Source organism: Paracidovorax citrulli, assembly GCF_900100305.1.
GTDB classification, from domain to species: Bacteria; Pseudomonadota; Gammaproteobacteria; order Burkholderiales; family Burkholderiaceae_C; genus Paracidovorax; species Paracidovorax citrulli.
Genome location: NZ_FNEY01000002.1, coordinates 228,421 through 248,230, shown reverse-complemented (window position 1 = coordinate 248,230; position 19,810 = coordinate 228,421). Strand labels below are relative to the sequence as shown.

The window sequence follows — 19,810 nt, the reverse complement described above, 5'->3', positions numbered from 1 at the left end:
GTCAGTAAGCCCTCTTCAGCGGCAGCAAGCCGCCGCGTCGGGCAAAGCCCCTTCCCGCACCGCAGCGATCGGGCGTCGTGCCGGCAGCCTGCACAGTCTCGGAAGCCCCGGGCACCGGCACGGCCAGTCGCTGCTGCAGCGGCAGCAGCGCAGGAAACCACGTGGAGGAAAAGCGATCCATGGGATCGTCACGAAGGAAAGTGCCTCGCGTGCCATCGCGCGAAATTGATCCAGCGCCATACTTGCCAGCTGTATGGACGCCGGCCGGCCACCACGGAATCAAACGCCTCCAGCAACGCGTGCTGGCGTAGAAAGGGCACTCCCAGCGGCACGCGCAACCATTCACGGATCTGTGGGGCCATGTTCAGCAGCCAAGCATGCTCGGGGGTGGCAAATCCGATCTTGTCGCGCCGGTCCAGTATTGCCCGCGGAACCAGTCCGCGCATGGCCTTCCGCAACACATGCTTGGTTTCCCCATCATCTGCGACCAAGTACTCTTCAGGCAACGCCAGAAGGAAGTCCGCCAGCTTGACGGTCAGGAAAGGCACGCGGCTTTCTATGGAGAAACGCATCGAGTTGCGATCACCATGGCGTAGCAACTCTTGCAGTCCTGTCCCGTGCAGGGACCGGGCAAGCTCTGCGGGAAGCCTTCGGCCTCGCTCCGTCACGTGCGGCACCTGGCGCGGAAAGCGCATCACGATACCCGCCTCGGAAAGAATGCTTCCATCCAGCCATTCGGGACAGGCGTTCTCCCCATTCATGCGCCGCGCTGCTTGGTAGGCGGCATCGCTCATGTATTCAGCAGCGGCGGCTTTCCATCCATCGCTTTCCACACGGTCCGGCCAGCGGCCCCAGCGACGCAGGAACTGGGCGGCACCAAGCCACCGGCCCTGGTCCAACAGACTCCTCGTCCGCGGACCGGGATAACCGGCGTATCCCCCGCACAACTCGTCGGCCCCCTGCCCATCCAATGTTACGGTCATGCCATGTTCCCGGGCCAGCTGAAATACTCGGTATTGGGCATAAATGCTGGTGCTTCCGAACGGTTCACCCTGTGTCGCGATCAAATCTTCAAGATCCCTGGCCAATTCCCCCGGCTCGATGCTCACCTTGTGGTGCAGGGCCCCGACGTGGTCGTTCATCAGATCGACCCACCGCTCTTCCGACGTGCTGCTACCGGGCGCGACGAAACTGAACGTATGGATGGGAGCGTCCGGCTCCAGGTGCCGCATGCAACCGACGATGGCGGAAGAGTCCAGCCCTCCCGACAGCGCAGCGCCCAGCGGGACATCGCTGCGAAGATGCAACCGCACGCTGTCCAGCAGACACGCGCGCAACTCATCTGCTGCGTCGTCAACAGACCTGCACGACCCTTGCGCGATCGTTGGCTTCCACCATCGCCAAGCCTTCCATGTGAACGTGTTCAGCTCATAGCGAAAGCAGTAGGCCGCCGGCAGTGCCAGGACGCCTTGAAAAAAAGTTCGCTCTCCTGAATCGTAGTTGCCGTGCACCAGGTAGTCGTACGCGGTTTGCCAATCCATTGTGGAGCCGGGCATTCCCATGGAGCTAAGCACCGAACTCTCGGAGGCGAAACTAAAGTCCCTACCGCCGCAGCGGTAGTACAGGGGCTTGATGCCGAAAGCATCGCGCGCGCCGTGCAAGGTGGCCATTTCCCTGTCGTATATGACGAAGGCAAACATACCGACGAGTCGTGGAAGCACATCCGGCCCCCAGGCAAGCCAGGCGTGCAGCAGCACCTCGGAATCCGAATCGGTACGGAAATGCGTACCCTTGATGCGAAGCTCCTGCCGCAATTCGCGATAGTTGTAGATTTCGCCGTTGAACAGGAGCGCATAGCGCCCATCCGCGCTCCACATGGGCTGGCCTGCGGCATCGGAAAGATCGATGACCTTGAGGCGCGTATGACCCAGCCAGCCGCGGCCCTCCCCGTGCTGCATGCGAACGTAGGCCTGCTGATCAGGCCCCCGGTGCTGCAGAAGCTTGAGAAAACGCTCCGGCCGCCCAGCCGAGCCGGGGTCATCTCCAGAGGAAAACACACCGACGATACCGCACATAAGCGATTTTTATTCCATTTAACAGCAGAAGCCGTGATTCATTCAAGAAACACGCCTTGCAGGCTTGTCATCTCTCATATTCATTTTATTGACCGCAGACTCGAAGATCTCCAGCCATCGTACCCCTTCGCGTTGCCAAGACAACTCCTGCCTCGCCACCCTGACATTTCTCTTCCATGCATCCAGGACACACGGGTCTGAAAAAACGGCGTCTATCGCAGCCCCGATACTCTCAGGGCGAGCCATGTCAACGACACACCCGCATTCATACGTGTCCAGAATTCTGCGTACCTCGACAAGATCGGTACCGAGAACAGGAATCCCGAAAGCCAGGAATTCGTACAGCTTGTTGGGAGTGCACAATCTGTTGTTCAGGCAGTTTGCAACATACGGAATGATTCCTATATCGGCATCCGAAGTATAAAAAGGAAGATAATCCTGAGCAACGCGCGGATGGAAAAATACCCGCTGATCCAACCGTTCGGTTCGAACAAGGTCTTTCAAATCATCGAACTCCTCGCCATCCCCAAGAAAGACCAAGCGGATCGATTTGTTCCTCACACTCTTCATGGCAAGCACGATCGCTCGCAGATTTCGTCCTGCGGACAGGCCGCCTTGATAAAGAACAATCCTTTCCTCGTGCCCCAAACCGATGGAGGTCCGCAGCATCTTCTCGGCCGAGAAAAGACCGGGCGGCGCATCCACCACGTTCTGCACGACGTGTACCGGGGCCACTCCATATTGATGTCCAATCACTTCAGCAATGGATGCGTTGACCGTAATGATGGCATCGGCCAGGCCGATGTACTTCTTTTCCAGATTTTTCCAGGCACGCGATTCCCACCAAGGCATGATCTGGCCAGGAAAGAACTCATGGCTGTCGTAGATCAGCGGGCAAGAAAAGTGCTCGGCAAGCCTGGCGCCCATGGGGAGCATAGGCAAGTCGTGCGCGATAATTACCTGCGGCCGAGGTGCCTGCTTCAACTCCTGCAGCGAAAGCGTATGAAATCGATCAAGAAACCGAGAGGATCCGGAAAGGAGTCTCCATACGCAACGCTTGACGACAGCAGCGACGCCTCGATCGCCCAAAATTCCGCGGAAGATTCGATACGTGAATCTGAACAGACTGTTTCCTGCCTCCCGCGGCGATGGACGAGAGGCGGGAACTTGCCCGTCGGCAAAGGGCACCACACAGGAGCCTAGCGGCGAATACAAATTGACATCCCAGCCAGCGCTTTCCAGCAGGGATATCTGCTGCAATATTCTGCGATCCACTTCGTGATCGGCAGTGAGCACCAAAACCTTATCGGGATTGCGATCACCGGAAGGCATCACCGTCCTTGAAACTACGATGCCACTGCTCCAGGCACATCATGCCCCAAAGCGCCCGGCCATATTCGCCCTGCCTGCCCTGGCCTGCGTCGATCTGGTCGACATTGAATATTCCGCGCTCCCTGGTTTTTCGAGAAAAAATCAAATCATCAACATATTCCTTGGCAACACTCTGCGTCCAATTATTCAACGGAGTCGGGAACCCCATTTTATCCTTGCGCTGCATGACACTCTTGGGAACGATGTTTCTCGTGGCCGACTTGAAAAGATGCTTGAGCCGGCCTCCAGCGAATTTCTTATTGGGCGGTATTCTCGCCATGAATTCGACAATTCTATGATCAAGCAAGGGAACCCGCGACTCGATCGAAGCAGACATGCTCGTTCTATCTTCGACATGAAGCAAGGCTGGCAAGGACGCCTTCAGGTCGAAATAGGTCATTTTATTAATGAGCGAATCGACACCTGGTCGATTGAAAATGGCATTGAACTCGTCGTAAGCAGAGTACGCGCCACCAAAGACGTCTGCGGAGTAAAATCCTACAGACTCTTCCGCACGGTCGATCAACTGAAAATAACGCTCCGCCGCCGGACCGAAAAGACCTTGCGACCAGTTTTTCCGCAGCATGGGCTTGTAAGCCTTCAATACTGGCAGGTTCGGAACGATGGATTCCAATGTGACAGCATACGGACCGTCGCGGAAACTTTCATCGATCGCGCCCTGCAGGCAGGCCTCCAAATACGCCACCAGATACCGGGCATATCCGATGAAGAGCTCGTCTCCACCTTGCCCACCCAGCACGACTTTCACCTGCTGGGAGGCCAGTTTCGAAACATGGTACTGTGGAATGAGTCCCGGCCCGGCGGCAGGCTCATCCATGAAATACATCAATTTGGGGAACAGAGTGGAGAAATCTGCTCCCTGAATGGATATTTCGTGATAGTTCGTGCCGGCAAAAGCGGAAACCGCCTTGGCATGCTCTGTCTCGTCATACTGCGGCCCATCGGGAAATGTACCGGTGAAGGTATGAAGGCTTTCGCCCTGCAGCATCTTCGCCACCAAGCAGACGACTGTGCTCGAGTCCAGCCCGCCGGAAAGATGCGCCCCCAAAGGCACATCGGAGCGAATATGCATCCGCGTAGAATCCTCGATCAAGGCAGCAAGTTGATCGACGAACCAGGACTCGTCGTGGACCTGGTCGATATCATAAGTGACATCCCAATATTGCCTCTTGACCACCTCTCGGCGCCCGTCCCGGACGCTGATTTTCAGGCAGAATCCAGGCTCGAGCTTCTTCACGCCCGAAAAGAGTGTCTTGTCGCCCAGACAGAACTGAAAGGCGAGATAATCTTTCAGCGCAGCCTGGTTCAAGGAAACGTCCAGCAATCCCGCCCCGACAAACGCCTTGATCTCCGATGAGAGAGAGAAGAATTCATCGCTATCGATATAGTAGAACGGCTTTATGCCTACGCGGTCCCGGGCGCAGAACACCTCTCGGCGAGAAAGATCCCAGATGGCGAATGCAAACATGCCTTGAAAACGGTCGACACACTGTTCGCCCCATTCCCTGTAGGCGGCCAGCAGCACCTCGGTATCTGAGTAAGAGGCAATGGCATGCCCCTTCGCGACCAGCTCTCGACGGAGTTCTAGATAATTATATATTGCACCGTTGAAAACAACCGTGAATCTACCATCCGACGTGGTCATCGGCTGTTTGCCGTTGGCCGGATCGATAATCGCGAGCCGTCGGTGCCCGAAAACGGCCCCGCCCTCTTCGTGGACGTAAAGTCCGTCTCCGTCAGGTCCGCGATGGACCATGGTATCCATGGCACGGGAGACACGCTCCACCGCCTCGCTTACATTGGGCCAGCCAATCAGGCCAAAAATTCCACACATATTAAACCCTCACGCCTTACAGGGATGCGTATATATCCATCAGCTTCCGGCCTTCCACATCCCAGTTCAGTTCCCTTCCTGCCAATTCGGCGCCTTCCTTCATCCGGGAGAATTTTTCCGGATCAGCGAATACCTGATTGATGGATTGGGCCGCAGCCTGCGGACTTCGGAGGTCAGAAATCACACCATTACCGAACTTCTCGACAATATCCCGCAAAAACGGCAAATCATTGCACACAAAGGGAATATTTGCCACTGCGAATTCAAAGAGCTTATTGGGGCTGCAGAAAAAGTTGTTCTCGTCAACGCCATGGTAGGGAATGATACCCAAGTCAGCACCGCATGTCAGAGCATGGAGCTCGTCAGAAGGAACCCCTCCATAGAAGAAAACGCGTGACGAAAGATCATGGTCCTCTACCATTTTCCTGAGGGTGGCCTCATAGTCCCCATAACCTATGACGACCAAAGCAATATTCTCAGCAAGATACTTCGCAGCTTCAACAGCACAATCTATCCCCCGGTTATCAGAAATCCATCCCTGATACACCACAATACGGGTAGAAGAAGGTAAATTGAACCTCGCCCGGAGCAGGTCGCCATGCGATACCGCTCTGGGAGGTGCCGCATTCATGATCACCCACGGCGTTTTTACGGAATAGCGCTTTGCGATGATATCTGCGATGTAGGGATTGACCGTAATTGCTGCATCAACGTGCCTCATCAGGCGTGATTCGTTCTGTTTGTATTTTTCCTGTATGCTCACAGGCAACTGGGTTTGCGCGTAATACAGCTCGTGAGCATCGTATATGATCTTCACCCCCCGCATCTTGGCAAGCGCGACACCCGCAGCCAGCATCGGATAGTCATGAACATGCACTATGTCCACCTGATACTCGCTCATTCGGTCAAAAATATATTGATCAAAGCTGTTCAGACTGGAAATCCTGTATGACCAAATTCTGAACACCCTCCAGGCCGCCTTATGCAAGAGACTGCCTGCACGCAGCTTCAACTTCCTTGCAATACGAACGAACCGGGAATCAGACCAGTCATAGACGAAACGCTCGACCCTGATGCCTTCAAGGATGTAAGACTCCCTCTTTGGGCACTCAAACCCTGCCAACAACGTCACATGATGTCCATGCGCTATGAGGGTCCTAGCCTCCTGGATTATCCTGCGATCAATCATCAAATGATCGGCTGTGGTCATCAAAATATTCATCAGGTTCCTAACGCCGCTCGAGTAAGTCTTTGAATTTCAACTTTTATTGCAATCTTTTATAAACTTCCAGCATCCTGCCCGCAACTACGGAAGCAGAGAAATTCTCTTCCGCATGCCTTCTGATGTAATGGGCATCAAAATCGCCCGATCGCTTTGCCATGCTCAACAACCCGTCACTCAGGTCATCCAGCCCCATGCCAACGATAGTTCCCAGGCTGGAGTTGACAATCATGTCCGCCGGCCCTCCGCAATCCGTACTAAGAACAGGAACGCCACAGCTCATTGCCTCAATAGCCACAACGCCGAAGGTTTCCGATTCACTGGAAATAACCAGGAAATCTGAGTTCCCGTAATAACCGGGTAATTGCTTCCTGTCCGCAGCGCCTGCGAAATTGACATGCTTTGTTAGTTGAAGTTCGTCCACCAACGCCTTGAGTTCTGCCTCCAAAGGTCCTTCCCCTACCAATGTCAGGTTCAGCCTGGGATCCTGGCCGACCGCCTTGCAAAAGGCTTTGATCAACAAGCCGACGCGTTTCACCGGAACGAAATGTCCTACCCAAAGTACATTGATACGGCTCCCTCCAGTCCTCCTTTCGGTTTGAAGGAAACTACGGACATCCACGACATTGGGAAGCACCATTGCCCTATCAGGATACTTCAGTCTCACCTGCCTATTGATATCTTCGAACAGGGATTTGCTCACGGCAATAAGGCACCCGGCGGAGTTGATTGCCGCCTGTGTTTTTCTTCGCAAGAATGAAGTACGCGTCAGGACTTCGAAAGGCCCGGTATGTTCCGTGATAACAAGCGGCACCTTGTATTTTCGAGATATAGCAACCCCGGCATTTCCATCGGTAAAAGAGGTATGTGCGTGGATAACTTGAAATGAAAAATCTTTTTTCATCCTCCCAAGACATCGCAGCGCACCAAAGCGATAGGTAAAAAAATGCGCCTGAAACGGCAGAAACCTGGAACTAACGATATATGGAAATTTTATGAATGGCACATCATTATGCAACTCCCAGTCATATCCTCCCATCCGCCACCAAGACCTCAGGGCAGAGATAACCCTCAATGGATGAAAGGTGTTGATCCAGAAAGGTTCGCCCGTGATGACCCGGGCATCCACTCCCGCGTCCCTCAAAGCCTTGACCTGCTCGTGGACAAATATCCCACCTGCAGGATGATAGTCTCGAGGATACATATGCGAGACAACCAGTACTGACTTTATTTTCATATTCCCTCGATGATCACGGCCTTGAATCAGACTCTCGATGGCCTACTCGAATCTACGGCTGCTCTTCTTCACCCTTGGTTCGACAATTCTCCATTTCGACCAAGAGCCCATTCAATCGGACACGCTCGCTTTCAAGTCCATTTGCCAACGCGTTGACTTCTTCAAATCTTTCCTGCAGCTCTTCATAATGCATATCCCTGATCCGCAGCTTCTCTTCCAGTTCGCTGCGGGTCGATTCCAGCTTCTCCGCAATGGCATTCAATTGCTGGATGCGTGCATTGTCCTGAGCGGAACCATATGGAAAACATTGAAAGCATAGGTGCAGTATCTCATCCCTCGACGTATATTTCCGGTATTGCAAACCGACCACCAGATCATCTGACGCACCAACAAACCGGACCAAGAAGCCTCTCATGTTGAAGGGAATTTCCGCGATGGCAAAACCCCCACCTTCCAAGGCCTCAGACCGGCGATAAACCTCATTGACCGGACAATAACTATCCACACCGGACAACTGTCCTCTCAAAACTTTTAATTTTTCCGGGGACTTTCTCAAGAACAACAGGCGCTCTGAGCCCTGAGATTCCAGCTCATATACGACCGCTGGATAACTGACCGGGTCCTTCAATTTAGGAGCACTATCGATTTCGATTATTTCCGGCTCATCTTCAATGAAATCTTCCGGACCCAAAGCAATCGATTGCGAGAATGAACCGCCCTTCTTGTAGAGCGCGATGATCTCGCTCCGAGGTGGCACAGGCTCGAACCCATATGCGACGGACATCGCCTGGTATGCTTCGATCTTTCTTCTGAAGCTCTCGGCGCCCTTGCCGACGGTCTTGGCACCCCTCCTGGTACCGCAATATGGGCAGATGGCATTCTCGAAAGGGTAATCCAAGCCAGCCACCGAGTAACAGGCATCGGGCAAAGAGGTGGAACTGTATTTCCAATGTTCCCCGGAAAGCAGCATCTTATCGATCTGGAACTGGTTTCCCATCAGGCCATGCAGGCTGGCTTCTTCATAAACGCGCTGATGCAAATGCGCATGGTATCGCTGATCGCAGGATGGGCAGGAAACGTACGCCGCCTCCAGGACCTCTCGGTATGGCACGGCAATCAATACATACTTGGCGGCCACCCTGGAGATTTCCCTGAGCGCCTGCTCATATATTTCATCGGGAAGATGCTCGATCACATCACTGGCCAGGACCAGATCGAAGCTGTCATCAGGAAAGGGAAGTTTGCACAGGTCAGCGACCACCGCCGGGGCAGCAACGTTTTTCAGCGCCGTCTCGCTGATGTCGCAGCCCACCACGCTCCAGGATTCGGCAATATCGTTGGTCACGGCCCCGTTGCCACATCCTGCATCCAGAATGGTACGCACATCATCAGGAATAAGCCGAACAAGATCCCTGGCAACCATCACTTGTTCATGCACCGGCTGCCCCCAAAGCTTGGCCTGGGAAAAATATTGTACGTCGACTCTATCTGGCATGATGATTCTCAAATAGTCCATTCCACGGGATGAACAACCACACCGCGTTCCATCCTGATATTTTCAGGGCTCAAAATCTTCAGGCGATATTTTCTATCCTGAACACAAAGAGGCTTTCCAGGGATCATCAAGCCTTCTTCCAGATCTTCAAAAAAACCGACAGACACTACATATTCGCCCGCTCCGATCATCACCGGGGAAAATGATGCGGAGAGCTCTCCTGCAGTTTTACGATTATCGGTAGAGAACTGCGGGGAGACAACTTGGCTGATGCAACGTCCATCCATGCCGTATATGCAAATGACGCACGCAACACGCTGCATTGCCCTCGAGGAACGCCACTGCACGGTCACATGGAGGGCTTCGCCGAATTCGTAGGTCAACCGTGATGCTAGTGCAGCATCATGGAAATCGACGGCCTCGATGCTCAATCCGCCGTCGCCATATGAAAAATCCTCTTGCGGTGATTCCTCTGCCAGCACCTGCGCCGCAGGCGCCGGTGGAGCTTCCAAAGCGGGTTCGCTCTCCTCTTCTTTCTCCACACGCATCAGGGCGACCCTTTGAATCCCGGCTTGGGCAGTCAGCCGATCCAGAGTCGCATAGTCATTGCCGTTGAATATCTGCAGCAGTATTTCCTCGTGGCCGCTTCCTGAATGCGATATCTCGAGATGGAAATCTCCTTCGATTCCTTGCGGCAATCCCACGCTCAACGGAGCATGCAAGTATTTTCCCTGCATATCGACAAACTGCCGATAGGAGGTTCCATCGGGCATGCGCAGCGGTTCGCTCCAGTTCATGAAGCCCTTCGCCGTCAACAGATGTATCTGCTGACTCCTGTCGTCGTCCGCAGATGCGCCAATTTTCACGCCCTCGATCAGTTCGTCTCCATGATAGAGATTCACGAAATAGAAGTTCACCGGCTGGTGCTTCGGTGCACCACCGCTGGCCGAGATGAAACGTAAGGTGCATGTACGATCGGACTGGTCTTTTGCCTCAAGGGTCTTTGTGTCCCCCCTTCCCAACTTGAGATTAACCGCCCGCAAACGCATTTCCTCCTGTTTCCGGATGGAGGAAGCATATTTCTTACCGACCTCGATGGGATGCCCGTCAGCAATGATCTGTCCGCGCTCGATCCATACCGCCCGGTCGCAGATCATCTGGACTGCAGACATATCGTGCGAAACGAACAATACGGTGGAGCCATCCGCGGTAAGCTCCCGCATTCTTCTCGCAGACTTGCCTGCGAAATATGCGTCGCCAGCACCGAGGATTTCGTCAATGATCAGAATCTCCGGGCTTACCGCAGTAGCAGCTGCGAATGCCAGCCGTGAATACATTCCTGCTGAGTAAGTTTTTATCGGTTTGTCGATGAAATCTTCGAGTTCCGAAAAATCCAGCACGTCATCCAGGAGCGCTCTGGCGCGACGGCCGGTTATGCCTTGGTATGCAAGTGCGGAAATAACGTTCTCGCGTCCAGTGAACTCCGGATGGAAACCTGTCCCCAACTCCATCAACGCCTGAATTTTTCCCTTGACTGCTACAGTACCCTCGGTGGGCTGGACCAGGTTGGCGATCAATTTGAGGATGGTACTCTTGCCCGCCCCGTTTCGCCCGATCAACCCGACACGCTCACCTTTCCGGATTTGCAACGAAATATCTCGCAAGGGCCAGAACTCGTCGTAAGAAGACTTCGCAACAGGAATACCAAGCGCTTCCAACATCCTGTACTTCGGATTCCGGTAGAGCTTGTACATCTTGGATACGCGATCCAAGCACACGGCAAGATCAGACATGGTCAGCAAAAAGCGGCTTCAATCGTGAAAATACATGCCCCCCTATCAGGAACATGACCAAACTTATGGCCGAAAATATCAGAAGCATATCGATTCGTATCGAACCAAAGTAGAGAGCATCTCGATACAGCATGATCAAATAATACAAAGGATTGGGATACATGAAAGGCATCAACTCCTTGGGTATCATTTCATGCGTATATGCGATCGGCGAAACGAGCATCAGGAACATAATAAATATGGCAACTATCTGCCCTATGTCCTGGATAAAGACATTGACAGCGGCCAGAAGCCAGATCAGCCCGATCGAGAACATGAGCTGCAGCAGCAGTATCAGCGGCACTGCAAGCTGGGTCATATGCCAGACTCCTGATATCCACAAGGCAGATATCAGAAGCAGGAGGCCGACACCCATGGTGACGCTGCTCGAAAGAACTGCCTTTACTGGAACCAATTCGATGGGAAAAAGTGTATTCTTTATGAGACCTTTATTCGCGATGATCGAACCCACGCCGTTTCCTAGCGCTTCGGAAAAACCCAGAAAAGGTACAAGCCCGCAGAACACCAGGAGCACGTACTCTTCCGTGCCGTAGCCAGCAGCACGTACGTGGAATATCATGATGTAGATCACGGCATATATGCCGAGAAACAAAATGGGATAGATCACCGTCCAGAGGATTCCTATCACCGTTCCCCGGAATCTCGACTTCACATCGACCACGGTGGTCGCAGCGATGATCCAGCGGTGCGCCCAGATGAGATGGATCAGATTCATCGATCAGCGCCCATGATGTCCAGAATACGGTCTGCCGCGTCACCCTTGCCATAAACTTCAGGTTTCGAGGCAGCAGGGCGGCCTGCATCCATGGCGTCCAGTATCTTGCGGGCATCAGCACCGGCGATCGTATTCCACCCGGAATCGACGGTTTCGATCCACTCCGTTTCGCTCCGCACGGTGACGCAAGGAACACCGTAGAAGAAAGCCTCTTTCTGTACGCCGCCCGAGTCGGTGACGATGGTGTGCGCACATTGCTCCAGCGCGACGATGTCGAGGTATGGCAACGGATCTGTGACCATGATTTTGTTCAGACGGTCGCCCAGTCCATAGCCATGGATGGCATTTCTGGTTCTCGGGTGCAGGGGCAAAACGACCGGGCGAGTTTCCACGATCCTGCCCAGGGCCTCCAATATCTGAGACATCCGCCCTGGATCGTCCGTATTTTCCGCACGATGGCAAGTGGCGAGAACGTAATCGCCAGACTTGACGCCAAGGCGATTCAATATTTCGCTGCGCTGCAGCGCAATCTCCCTGTAGAACAGGGCGACGTCATACGTCACATCGCCGACATTATGCACTCCTTTTTCCAGCCCTTCTCTTCTCAGGTTCTCCACTGCTGCTGCAGTAGGACAGAAAAGCAGGCTGGAAACCCTGTCCGAGAGGATGCGGTTGATTTCCTCCGGCATCCGCATGTTGAAAGACCTGAGCCCGGCCTCTACGTGCGCGATGGGAATGTGCAATTTGGCGGCTGCGAGTGCTCCAGCGAGAGTGGAGTTGGTATCTCCATAGATGAGCAGCCAATCCGGACGCTCTTCCTGAATGATCTTCTCGACTCCTTCCAACATGCGTCCGGTCATGACGCCATGTCCCCCACCTGACACTTCCATGTTGTATTTAGGAGCCGGAATCTGCAGTTCATCAAAAAACACCTGCGACATGTTCGCATCGTAGTGTTGCCCTGTATGGACTAGGACTTCTATAAAACGATCGACATGGCGCTGGGAGATGGCCCGCGATATGGCTGCCGCCTTGATGAATTGGGGGCGGGCACCCACTACAGTAAGAATTTTTTTCATTTTTTCAATGCCATTGCCAGTGCAGCAACGACGTCTCGCTGGTCTTGCTCAGTAATGTCGGCACTCATGGGCAGACTGATGATGCGATTCGCCGCCTCACTGCTCTTCGGCGTGTGATATCCCTTGCAGATGTCCTTGTAAGCTGGCTGATGATTCAAGGGCACCGGGTAGTGGACTGCCGTTGGAATGCCGCGCGCCTTGAGGAACGCAATGACCCTTTCGCGGTCTTCGACCTGAACGCTGTATTGCGCATAGACACTGGTACCGTTTTCGCTGATGTGTGGCCGAACGACTTCGGGACAATGGACTTTGAGCAGATCGGTATAGATGTCCGCGGCCTTCTGCCTCTGGCCGATCTCCCATGGGAAGCGCCCCAGCTTGACCAGCAGGATAGCTGCCTGCAGCGTATCGAGCCGGCCGTTGATGCCGAGCCTCGGGTGGTGGTAGCGGCGATCCTGGCCGTGCACCCTGATCTCACGCATTGCCTTGGCCAGTGCGTCGTCGTCGGTGAACAGGGCCCCTCCGTCGCCATAGCAGCCCAGGGGTTTGCTGGGAAAGAAGCTGGTGGAACCAACGGTCGACAAGCCACAGGATCTGCGGCCTTTGTAGGTCGCGCCGAACGACTGCGCGGCGTCCTCGATCACTGCAAGCCCGTGCCGTGCTGCGATTTCGTTGATGGCGTCCATGTCCGCGCACTGGCCATATAGGCTCACAGGCATGATGGCGCGGGTCTTCGAGGTGATGGCATCTTCGACGAGCTGCGGTTCGATGTTGTACGTTTCCGGATCGATGTCCACGAAAACCGGCACAGCACCGAGCAAGGCAATCATTTCCCCCGTGGCAACGAAAGTGAACGGGGTGGTGATGACTTCATCTCCAGGCCCGATGCCCAACGCCATCATGGCCACCATGAGCGTGTCCGTACCGTTGCTGGCAGTGATGCAGTGCTTCGTCCCCACGAAGTCCGCCAGGCGCTCCTCCAGTTCGGCGACTTCCGGCCCCATGATGTACTGCCCATGGTCCAGCACCCTGCGGATGCCCTCGTCGATTTCCGGCTTGAGCGCTCGGTATTGCGCTTTCAGATCTGTGAATTCCATGACATCCCTGTCGAATACGGTTCAAATACGTTGGACCCGGCCATCCAGCAACTGGTAGCGGCCACCCGTGGCAGGACATGTGGCTTCGCCATTTCCAGTCATGGGTAAATCGAGGCGCTCGCCCATCTCGCTCATCCATCCGATCTGGCGGGCCGGGACGCCAGCCATCAGTGCGTAGGGATGAACGTCACGGTTCACGACGGCACCGGCAGCTATGAAGGCATATTCCCCTATGGTGGCGCCGCATACGATCGTCGCGTTGGCCCCCAGGGTTGCGCCACGGCGGACGACGGTCCGGCGGTACGCATCCTTGCGGGGGACCGCGCTGCGCGGGTTGTATACGTTGGTGAATACGGCACTGGGACCGCAGAACACGTCGTCCTCCAGTGTCACCGCATCGTAAACGCTGACGTTGTTCTGGACTTTGACGTTGTTGCCAATCTGGACATCGTTGCCCACGAAAACGTTCTGGCCAAAAGAGCAGCGCTCGCCGATGCGAGCGCCACTGCATATATGTACCCAGTGCCAGATCCGCGTTCCGGCGCCTATCTGCGCTCCGGGATCCACGATGGCCGTGGGATGTATCGTCAATTCAGCTTCGGCTGTCACTGTGTAATTCCAGGCTTTCAGGCGAGTCGGGGAAAGCCGCCGGGAATGGCGGCCACGTCGCGGCCGTCAACGAACGAAGGGATGCCGGAGAGCATCTCCATCACGCATCACAGGAGCCGTTCTGATCGAGTTCACGGTCTCGATGCAATGCCTGGCGTCCTCCAGGCCATATCCCCGCCCTGCCAGGATCTCTTGGTAGCTGGTGGTGTGCAGATCAGTAAAGCCTTCCGAAAACTCCAGCCTTTCACCGCTCACGTCGATGTTGCGGTAGGTGGGCTTCTTGCCCTTGACGTCGTCGGGCAGATCGTTGGCATCGATGGAGAGGAACCAGCGTACCCGCGCCCGCTCGTACTCGAGGTATCCGGCGGCCTTGGTTTCCTCGCTCAGGTGAAGGCGGTTGTCCTGCAGCCTGCCGAAGATGAAATGCAGCATGTCGAAGAAGTGCACACCGATGTTTGTAGCCACGCCGAAGGACTTGCGGGGGTCGCCCTTCCAGCTCTCCAGATACCACTTGCCGCGCGAGGTGATGTAAGTGAGCTCCACGTCGAACTTCGCATCCTTCGGAGCGGCAGCGACCTTTTCCTTCAAACGAAGAATGGCCTCGTGATGCCGCAATTGCAGGATGTTGAATATGCGCTGGCCAGTCTCTTTCTCGATGCGCGCAAGTTCGTCGATCTGGGCAGGCGTGGGCACCAGTGGCTTTTCGCAGATCACATCGCAGCCCAGGCGCAGACCTGCGGCGATATGCGCCAGGTGTAGGTAATTGGGAGAGCAGATGGACACATAGTCGAGCGCCGTGGCCGGCTCGCGCCTGAGCCGGTAGGCATGTTCCAGAAAGCGCTCGAATTCGGTGAAGAAATCGCTCTGTGGGGAGATGCTGTCGATGATGCCCACCGAGTCGTTGATATCGTAGGCCACAGAAAGTTGGTGGCCTGTGTCCTTGATGGCGCGCATGTGCCGGGGGGCGATGTAGCCGGCAGCGCCGATGAGGGCAAAATTTTTCATGGACGATCAGAAGTCGGGGAAGTCACAGACGGAACACGGTGAAGCCGGATGCCACGGCCTGGTGGCGGTCATGGAGGCTCTTGACGTCAGCCAGCACGGGGCGGTCGCCGCGACAGAAGGCGCGCAGTTCGGAAAGGCTGGCTTCACGGAACTGGTGGTGACCCACCGCAACGACCAGCGCATCGACGGGTTCCTGCGCGGACACGCTTCCCAGGGAGATGCCATATTCGTGCTGCACGTCCTGCGCATTGGCCCATGGATCACAGACGACCACATTGGCGCCCCAGGATTCGAACTCCCGCACCATGTCCACAACCTTGCTGTTGCGGATGTCCGGGCAGTTCTCCTTGAACGTGATGCCCAGGACACCGATGCGGCACCGGGGAACGTCCATGCCGTTGCGCAGCATCAGCCGGATGGTGTTTCGCGCCACGTAGCGCGCCATGTTGTCGTTGATGCGCCGTCCGGCCAGGATGACCTGAGGGTGGTAGCCCACTTCCTCGGCCTTATGGGTCAGATAGTACGGGTCCACCCCAATGCAGTGGCCGCCCACGAGCCCCGGCCGGAAAGGCAGGAAGTTCCACTTGCTGCCGGCGGCTTCCAGCACGTCGAGCGTATCGATCCCCAATCGCTCGAAGATGACCGACAGTTCGTTTACCAGGGCGATATTGAGGTCGCGCTGCGTGTTTTCGATGACCTTCGCGGCTTCGGCCACCTTCAGGCTGCTCGCCTTGTGGGTGCCTGCGGTGATGATCTCGGCGTAGAGAGCGTCCACGGCATCCGCCACTTCAGGGGTGCTGCCGCTGGTGATTTTCCGGATCTTGGTAAGCGTGTTGACCTTGTCGCCCGGATTGATGCGCTCGGGGCTGTAGCCACAGAAGAAACCGGTGTTGAATGTCTTGCCGCTGCAACGTTCCAGCACGGGGACGCACACCTCCTCCGTTGCACCGGGATACACGGTGGACTCGTAGATCACCACAGCCCCCTGTGGCATGGCGCGGCCTACCGTCTCGCTGGCCTTGACCAGCGGCGTCATGTCGGGCCGATTGGCAGTGTCCACCGGGGTCGGCACGGTCACGATGAAGATTCCGCAATCCTTGAGGTCTTCCGGGTCCGCGCTGTAGCGCAGATGGGTTGCCGCCCTCAGATCCTCGGACGTTACCTCAAGAGTGCCGTCTTTGCCGGACTGCAGTTCCGCGATGCGTTCCGCGTTGATGTCAAACCCCAGCACAGGGCGTTGCTTTCCGAATTCAACGGCCAGTGGCAAGCCCACGTAGCCCAGGCCGATCACGGCAATGGTTGCATTTTCCAGGTTCATCATCTACTTCAGCAAGAATTCAACAGGCTGCGCCAGCGTTCAGTTGCCGCCTCCAGAGGACGAGCGGCCATAGATGTCATCGAGTCGCACGATGTCATCCTCGCCGAGATAATCTCCCGACTGGACCTCGATAATCTCGAGCGGCATCTGCCCGGGGTTGGCAAGCCGGTGGGCCGTGCCCACGGGAATGTAGGTGGATTGGTTGGGTCCGAGCACGTAGGTGTCGTCTCCGTTGGTGATTTCCGCCATGCCACTGACCACCACCCAGTGCTCCGCGCGGTGCCGGTGCATTTGCAGGCTGAGGCGCGCGCCCGGATTGACGACGATGCGCTTGACCTGGAACCGGGCCCCACTGTCAATGGCGTCGTACCACCCCCAGGGACGATGCACCTTTCGGTGGTGCTGGGCCAACCCGTTCCCTGCACGCGCCAGCAGGGCCACCACGTGCTTCACTTCCTGTGTACGGCGTTTGTCGGCCACCAGCACCGCATCGGGGGTTTCCACCACGACGACATGGTCCAGGCCGACCCCGGCGACCAGCCGGCTCGAGCCATACAGCAGTGTGTCGCGGCAGCCATGCTGCACCACGTGGCCCACAGCGGCGTTCCCCTCAGGATCGCGCTCGAGTGTTTCCCAGAGAGCATCCCAGGCCCCCAGGTCGGACCATCCCGCGTCCAGGGGCACGACATAAGCGTGCATATCCAGTTGCGGCATGGACGGCAGGCGTTCCATCACCGCGTAATCGATGGAATCCGTGGGACACGCTTCGAAGGCCGGTTCGGCAGGCCGGATGAAATCCAGATCGCGCACAGCGCCGCGCATGGCGTCGGAGCATGCCTCCAGGATGTCGGGCCGGCATGCACGCACAGCCGCCAGCCACCGGCCTGCACGCACCATGAAAAGACCGCCATTCCACAAGTACTGGCCGCTGGCGAGATACGCGGATGCCGTCTCTCCGTCCGGCTTCTCGACAAAATCGGCGACACGGCGCACTTGCGCAGCCTTATCCAGGCCTGAAGAGTTCCCATGCGCCAGCGGTACGCAACGGATGTAGCCATACCCTGTTTCCGGATGATCCGGCACGATGCCGAAGGTGACGATACCGCCCTCCGCCGCGAACGGAAAGGCACGCTGGACGGCCAGCCGGAAAGCACCTCCATCCGCAATCACATGGTCCGCGGGCATCGCCAACAGCACGGGATCGTCGTCGGATTGGTCGTTTTCGAGCGCCTGTAGCGCAGCGATGGTGAGGGCCGGCGCGGTATTGCGGCCCACGGGCTCCAGCAGAATCCGTGCGCCCTCCATGCCGATCGCCTTCAACTGCTCGGCAGCGACGAAACGGTGTTCGCTGTTGCAGACCAGCACAGGGGCATCGTCCACACAGATACCAGGCAGCGGTTCCCGCAGCCGCAGCACGGTTTCCTGGAGCATGGACCGCTCGCCGGTCAGCGCAAGGAACTGCTTGGGATAGGTTTCACGCGAGAGCGGCCACAGGCGCGAGCCCACGCCCCCACAAAGCACCACCGGCAGCAATCGGGGTAAAGCGGCCACGGTCATGCGTCGGGCACGTCGGCACGGAGGCGATCACGAAATTCCTCCGCATCGGCCTCGAGCAACGCGAGGCGCTGGTTCAGGCGGCGGACGTCCCGTTCGATGCGGGTATTGACCATGTCCGAATGCAGTGCCTTGATGACCAGAACGATATTCGCGAGCAGCAGCAAGAGTGCGGGCGGATAGCTGATCCCGAGAAGACGCGCCAGCCGGTCGATCAGGCCCGGCCATGCCCCCAGCACCGCTGCAGCGAAGGCCACGGCGACCCAGAACAGGCCATGCATCAGATAGAGATGATCGCGGCGGATGAGGTAGAGGATCAGCACTGCCAATCCGATGCCCATCAGTGCGGTGGTTGCTTGCAAAGATGCCATCGATCTGCTGCCTCTGGTGACTGTCTTATTGCGTTAAAGGGAATGGGTTACGCAAGGCCTCGCGCCTTGCGCAAGAATTCCGGGTGTTTCCGGAAAGCAGCGGCGGCCTCCTCCAGGCAGCGGCTCCCGCAAAGCTGGGCGCAAATGCAAACCCGGCATTGTAGGCTGTCGAGCCGACGCGAAATCTTGACCATAGACAGGATCAATCAAATAGGGCTACCGAATTCATTACTGCCGCCCCGTATTCCTGGCCCCCCTCGGAGAGCCCCGTCGCCTCCAGCGATTACGCCAGCCACTCCGATGCCGAGATATCGCCGCGGCGCCCACAGGCCGAGGCATAGCCGGCCACGGACTGCGGCATGTTCCGCTGGTCCAGGCCGGACTGCTTCGGTTCCCAGTCCGCTATGTCTTGGTGGCCCGGAGCAAAAGCACGCAACGCAGAGTTCATGGCTCGGCCATTGGGGCAGCTGTGGTCCATCCTGGCCATGCCTCCCGCCCCGCCCCCTTGAAACCCCAACAAATGCCCGTATCATTAGCACTCGAAGCGGACGAGTGCTAACAACCGTGTGGGACACGGCCGCTGAAGATCCCGACGCCCGCTTTCCGCGGGCGTCCTGTCGATGTCGCAATCCTTATTGAACCAGGAGAGATGCAAATGAGCCTTCGCCCCCTGCACGATCGCGTGATCGTCAAGCGCATTGAAAGCGAAACCACGACCGCCTCCGGCATCGTGATCCCCGACAACGCTGCCGAGAAGCCCGATCAAGGCGTAGTCCTGGCCGTGGGCCCTGGCAAGAAGAACGACAAGGGTGAACTGAGCGTGCTGAGCGTCAAGGTCGGCGACCGCGTGCTGTTCGGCAAGTACTCGGGCCAGACCGTCAAGGTCAACGGCGACGAACTGCTGGTGATGAAGGAAGACGACCTGTTCGCAGTCGTCGAGAAGTGACCGCTTCG

General features: G+C 56.5%; 17 protein-coding genes. 1 reads left to right on the top strand and 16 read right to left on the bottom strand.

What is annotated here, in order from left to right; genetic code table 11:
- Position 1: 1 nt before the first annotated feature.
- The 16 genes from BLR99_RS02360 to BLR99_RS02285 form a co-directional block, all read right to left on the bottom strand.
- Positions 2-181 carry a hypothetical protein gene (locus BLR99_RS02360; RefSeq protein WP_041827238.1) on the bottom strand — a complete coding sequence of 60 codons (180 nt, stop codon included), beginning with the start codon at positions 179-181 and terminating at the stop codon, positions 2-4.
- Positions 182-188: 7 nt separating this feature from the next.
- Complete coding sequence (asnB, locus tag BLR99_RS02355) at positions 189-2,075, bottom strand: asparagine synthase (glutamine-hydrolyzing) (RefSeq protein ID WP_011794117.1); 1,887 nt, start codon at positions 2,073-2,075, stop codon at positions 189-191.
- A gap of 42 nt (positions 2,076-2,117) precedes the next feature.
- Positions 2,118-3,407, bottom strand: a complete 1,290-nt coding sequence (locus BLR99_RS02350) for a glycosyltransferase family 4 protein (protein ID WP_081436430.1) — start codon at positions 3,405-3,407, stop codon at positions 2,118-2,120.
- Positions 3,394-5,301: an asparagine synthase (glutamine-hydrolyzing) gene (asnB, locus tag BLR99_RS02345; protein WP_011794115.1), complete on the bottom strand. Its 1,908-nt coding sequence runs from the start codon at positions 5,299-5,301 to the stop codon at positions 3,394-3,396. The genes BLR99_RS02350 and asnB (BLR99_RS02345) overlap by 14 nt, the downstream gene beginning before the upstream one ends.
- A 16-nt stretch (positions 5,302-5,317) precedes the next feature.
- Positions 5,318-6,523 (bottom strand): glycosyltransferase, encoded by a 1,206-nt coding sequence (locus BLR99_RS02340; RefSeq protein WP_011794114.1) that lies wholly within the window; start codon positions 6,521-6,523, stop codon positions 5,318-5,320.
- A 43-nt stretch (positions 6,524-6,566) separates the two neighbouring features.
- Positions 6,567-7,760 (bottom strand): glycosyltransferase, encoded by a 1,194-nt coding sequence (locus BLR99_RS02335; protein WP_011794113.1) that lies wholly within the window; start codon positions 7,758-7,760, stop codon positions 6,567-6,569.
- Positions 7,761-7,812: 52 nt separating this feature from the next.
- Entirely contained in the window at positions 7,813-9,255 is a 1,443-nt protein-coding gene (locus tag BLR99_RS02330; protein WP_198320361.1) for a class I SAM-dependent methyltransferase, read from the bottom strand.
- A gap of 8 nt (positions 9,256-9,263) precedes the next feature.
- Positions 9,264-11,048, bottom strand: a complete 1,785-nt coding sequence (locus BLR99_RS02325; RefSeq protein WP_011794111.1) for an ABC transporter ATP-binding protein — start codon at positions 11,046-11,048, stop codon at positions 9,264-9,266.
- Positions 11,041-11,823: an ABC transporter permease gene (locus BLR99_RS02320; RefSeq protein ID WP_011794110.1), complete on the bottom strand. Its 783-nt coding sequence runs from the start codon at positions 11,821-11,823 to the stop codon at positions 11,041-11,043. Before BLR99_RS02320 ends, BLR99_RS02325 begins: the two co-directional genes overlap by 8 nt.
- Positions 11,820-12,902, bottom strand: coding sequence for a non-hydrolyzing UDP-N-acetylglucosamine 2-epimerase (gene wecB, locus BLR99_RS02315; protein ID WP_011794109.1), 1,083 nt, complete (start codon positions 12,900-12,902; stop codon positions 11,820-11,822). The genes BLR99_RS02320 and wecB overlap by 4 nt, the downstream gene beginning before the upstream one ends.
- Positions 12,899-13,999, bottom strand: coding sequence for a DegT/DnrJ/EryC1/StrS family aminotransferase (locus BLR99_RS02310; RefSeq protein WP_011794108.1), 1,101 nt, complete (start codon positions 13,997-13,999; stop codon positions 12,899-12,901). Before BLR99_RS02310 ends, wecB begins: the two co-directional genes overlap by 4 nt.
- 21 nt (positions 14,000-14,020) lie before the next feature.
- The gene (locus BLR99_RS02305; protein ID WP_011794107.1) at positions 14,021-14,590 is read right to left on the bottom strand and encodes an acyltransferase; all 570 of its coding nucleotides are present in this window, start codon (positions 14,588-14,590) and stop codon (positions 14,021-14,023) included.
- Between the two features lie 84 nt (positions 14,591-14,674).
- Positions 14,675-15,613 (bottom strand): Gfo/Idh/MocA family oxidoreductase, encoded by a 939-nt coding sequence (locus BLR99_RS02300; RefSeq protein ID WP_011794106.1) that lies wholly within the window; start codon positions 15,611-15,613, stop codon positions 14,675-14,677.
- Positions 15,614-15,635: 22 nt separating this feature from the next.
- Positions 15,636-16,931, bottom strand: a complete 1,296-nt coding sequence (locus tag BLR99_RS02295; protein WP_041827798.1) for a nucleotide sugar dehydrogenase — start codon at positions 16,929-16,931, stop codon at positions 15,636-15,638.
- Between the two features lie 39 nt (positions 16,932-16,970).
- The gene (locus tag BLR99_RS02290) at positions 16,971-18,488 is read right to left on the bottom strand and encodes a mannose-1-phosphate guanylyltransferase/mannose-6-phosphate isomerase (RefSeq protein ID WP_011794104.1); all 1,518 of its coding nucleotides are present in this window, start codon (positions 18,486-18,488) and stop codon (positions 16,971-16,973) included.
- Complete coding sequence (locus tag BLR99_RS02285) at positions 18,485-18,856, bottom strand: DUF2304 domain-containing protein (protein WP_011794103.1); 372 nt, start codon at positions 18,854-18,856, stop codon at positions 18,485-18,487. The genes BLR99_RS02290 and BLR99_RS02285 overlap by 4 nt, the downstream gene beginning before the upstream one ends.
- A 655-nt stretch (positions 18,857-19,511) precedes the next feature.
- Here BLR99_RS02285 and BLR99_RS02275 point away from each other — a divergent pair.
- Complete coding sequence (locus BLR99_RS02275; protein WP_011794102.1) at positions 19,512-19,802, top strand: co-chaperone GroES; 291 nt, start codon at positions 19,512-19,514, stop codon at positions 19,800-19,802.
- Positions 19,803-19,810: the final 8 nt, after the last annotated feature.

Bases quoted from the DNA above. Each gene is read 5' to 3' on its own strand.
- BLR99_RS02360 (WP_041827238.1), bottom strand. From the start codon at position 181: ATGGATCGCTTTTCCTCCACGTGGTTTCCTGCGCTGCTGCCGCTGCAG.
- asnB (WP_011794117.1), bottom strand. From the start codon at position 2,075: ATGTGCGGTATCGTCGGTGTGTTTTCCTCTGGAGATGACCCCGGCTCG.
- BLR99_RS02350 (WP_081436430.1), bottom strand. From the start codon at position 3,407: ATGCCTTCCGGTGATCGCAATCCCGATAAGGTTTTGGTGCTCACTGCC.
- asnB (WP_011794115.1), bottom strand. From the start codon at position 5,301: ATGTGTGGAATTTTTGGCCTGATTGGCTGGCCCAATGTAAGCGAGGCG.
- BLR99_RS02340 (WP_011794114.1), bottom strand. From the start codon at position 6,523: ATGAATATTTTGATGACCACAGCCGATCATTTGATGATTGATCGCAGG.
- BLR99_RS02335 (WP_011794113.1), bottom strand. From the start codon at position 7,760: ATGAAAATAAAGTCAGTACTGGTTGTCTCGCATATGTATCCTCGAGAC.
- BLR99_RS02330 (WP_198320361.1), bottom strand. From the start codon at position 9,255: ATGCCAGATAGAGTCGACGTACAATATTTTTCCCAGGCCAAGCTTTGG.
- BLR99_RS02325 (WP_011794111.1), bottom strand. From the start codon at position 11,048: ATGTCTGATCTTGCCGTGTGCTTGGATCGCGTATCCAAGATGTACAAG.
- BLR99_RS02320 (WP_011794110.1), bottom strand. From the start codon at position 11,823: ATGAATCTGATCCATCTCATCTGGGCGCACCGCTGGATCATCGCTGCG.
- wecB (WP_011794109.1), bottom strand. From the start codon at position 12,902: ATGAAAAAAATTCTTACTGTAGTGGGTGCCCGCCCCCAATTCATCAAG.
- BLR99_RS02310 (WP_011794108.1), bottom strand. From the start codon at position 13,999: ATGGAATTCACAGATCTGAAAGCGCAATACCGAGCGCTCAAGCCGGAA.
- BLR99_RS02300 (WP_011794106.1), bottom strand. From the start codon at position 15,613: ATGAAAAATTTTGCCCTCATCGGCGCTGCCGGCTACATCGCCCCCCGG.
- BLR99_RS02295 (WP_041827798.1), bottom strand. From the start codon at position 16,931: ATGAACCTGGAAAATGCAACCATTGCCGTGATCGGCCTGGGCTACGTG.
- BLR99_RS02290 (WP_011794104.1), bottom strand. From the start codon at position 18,488: ATGACCGTGGCCGCTTTACCCCGATTGCTGCCGGTGGTGCTTTGTGGG.
- BLR99_RS02285 (WP_011794103.1), bottom strand. From the start codon at position 18,856: ATGGCATCTTTGCAAGCAACCACCGCACTGATGGGCATCGGATTGGCA.
- BLR99_RS02275 (WP_011794102.1), top strand. From the start codon at position 19,512: ATGAGCCTTCGCCCCCTGCACGATCGCGTGATCGTCAAGCGCATTGAA.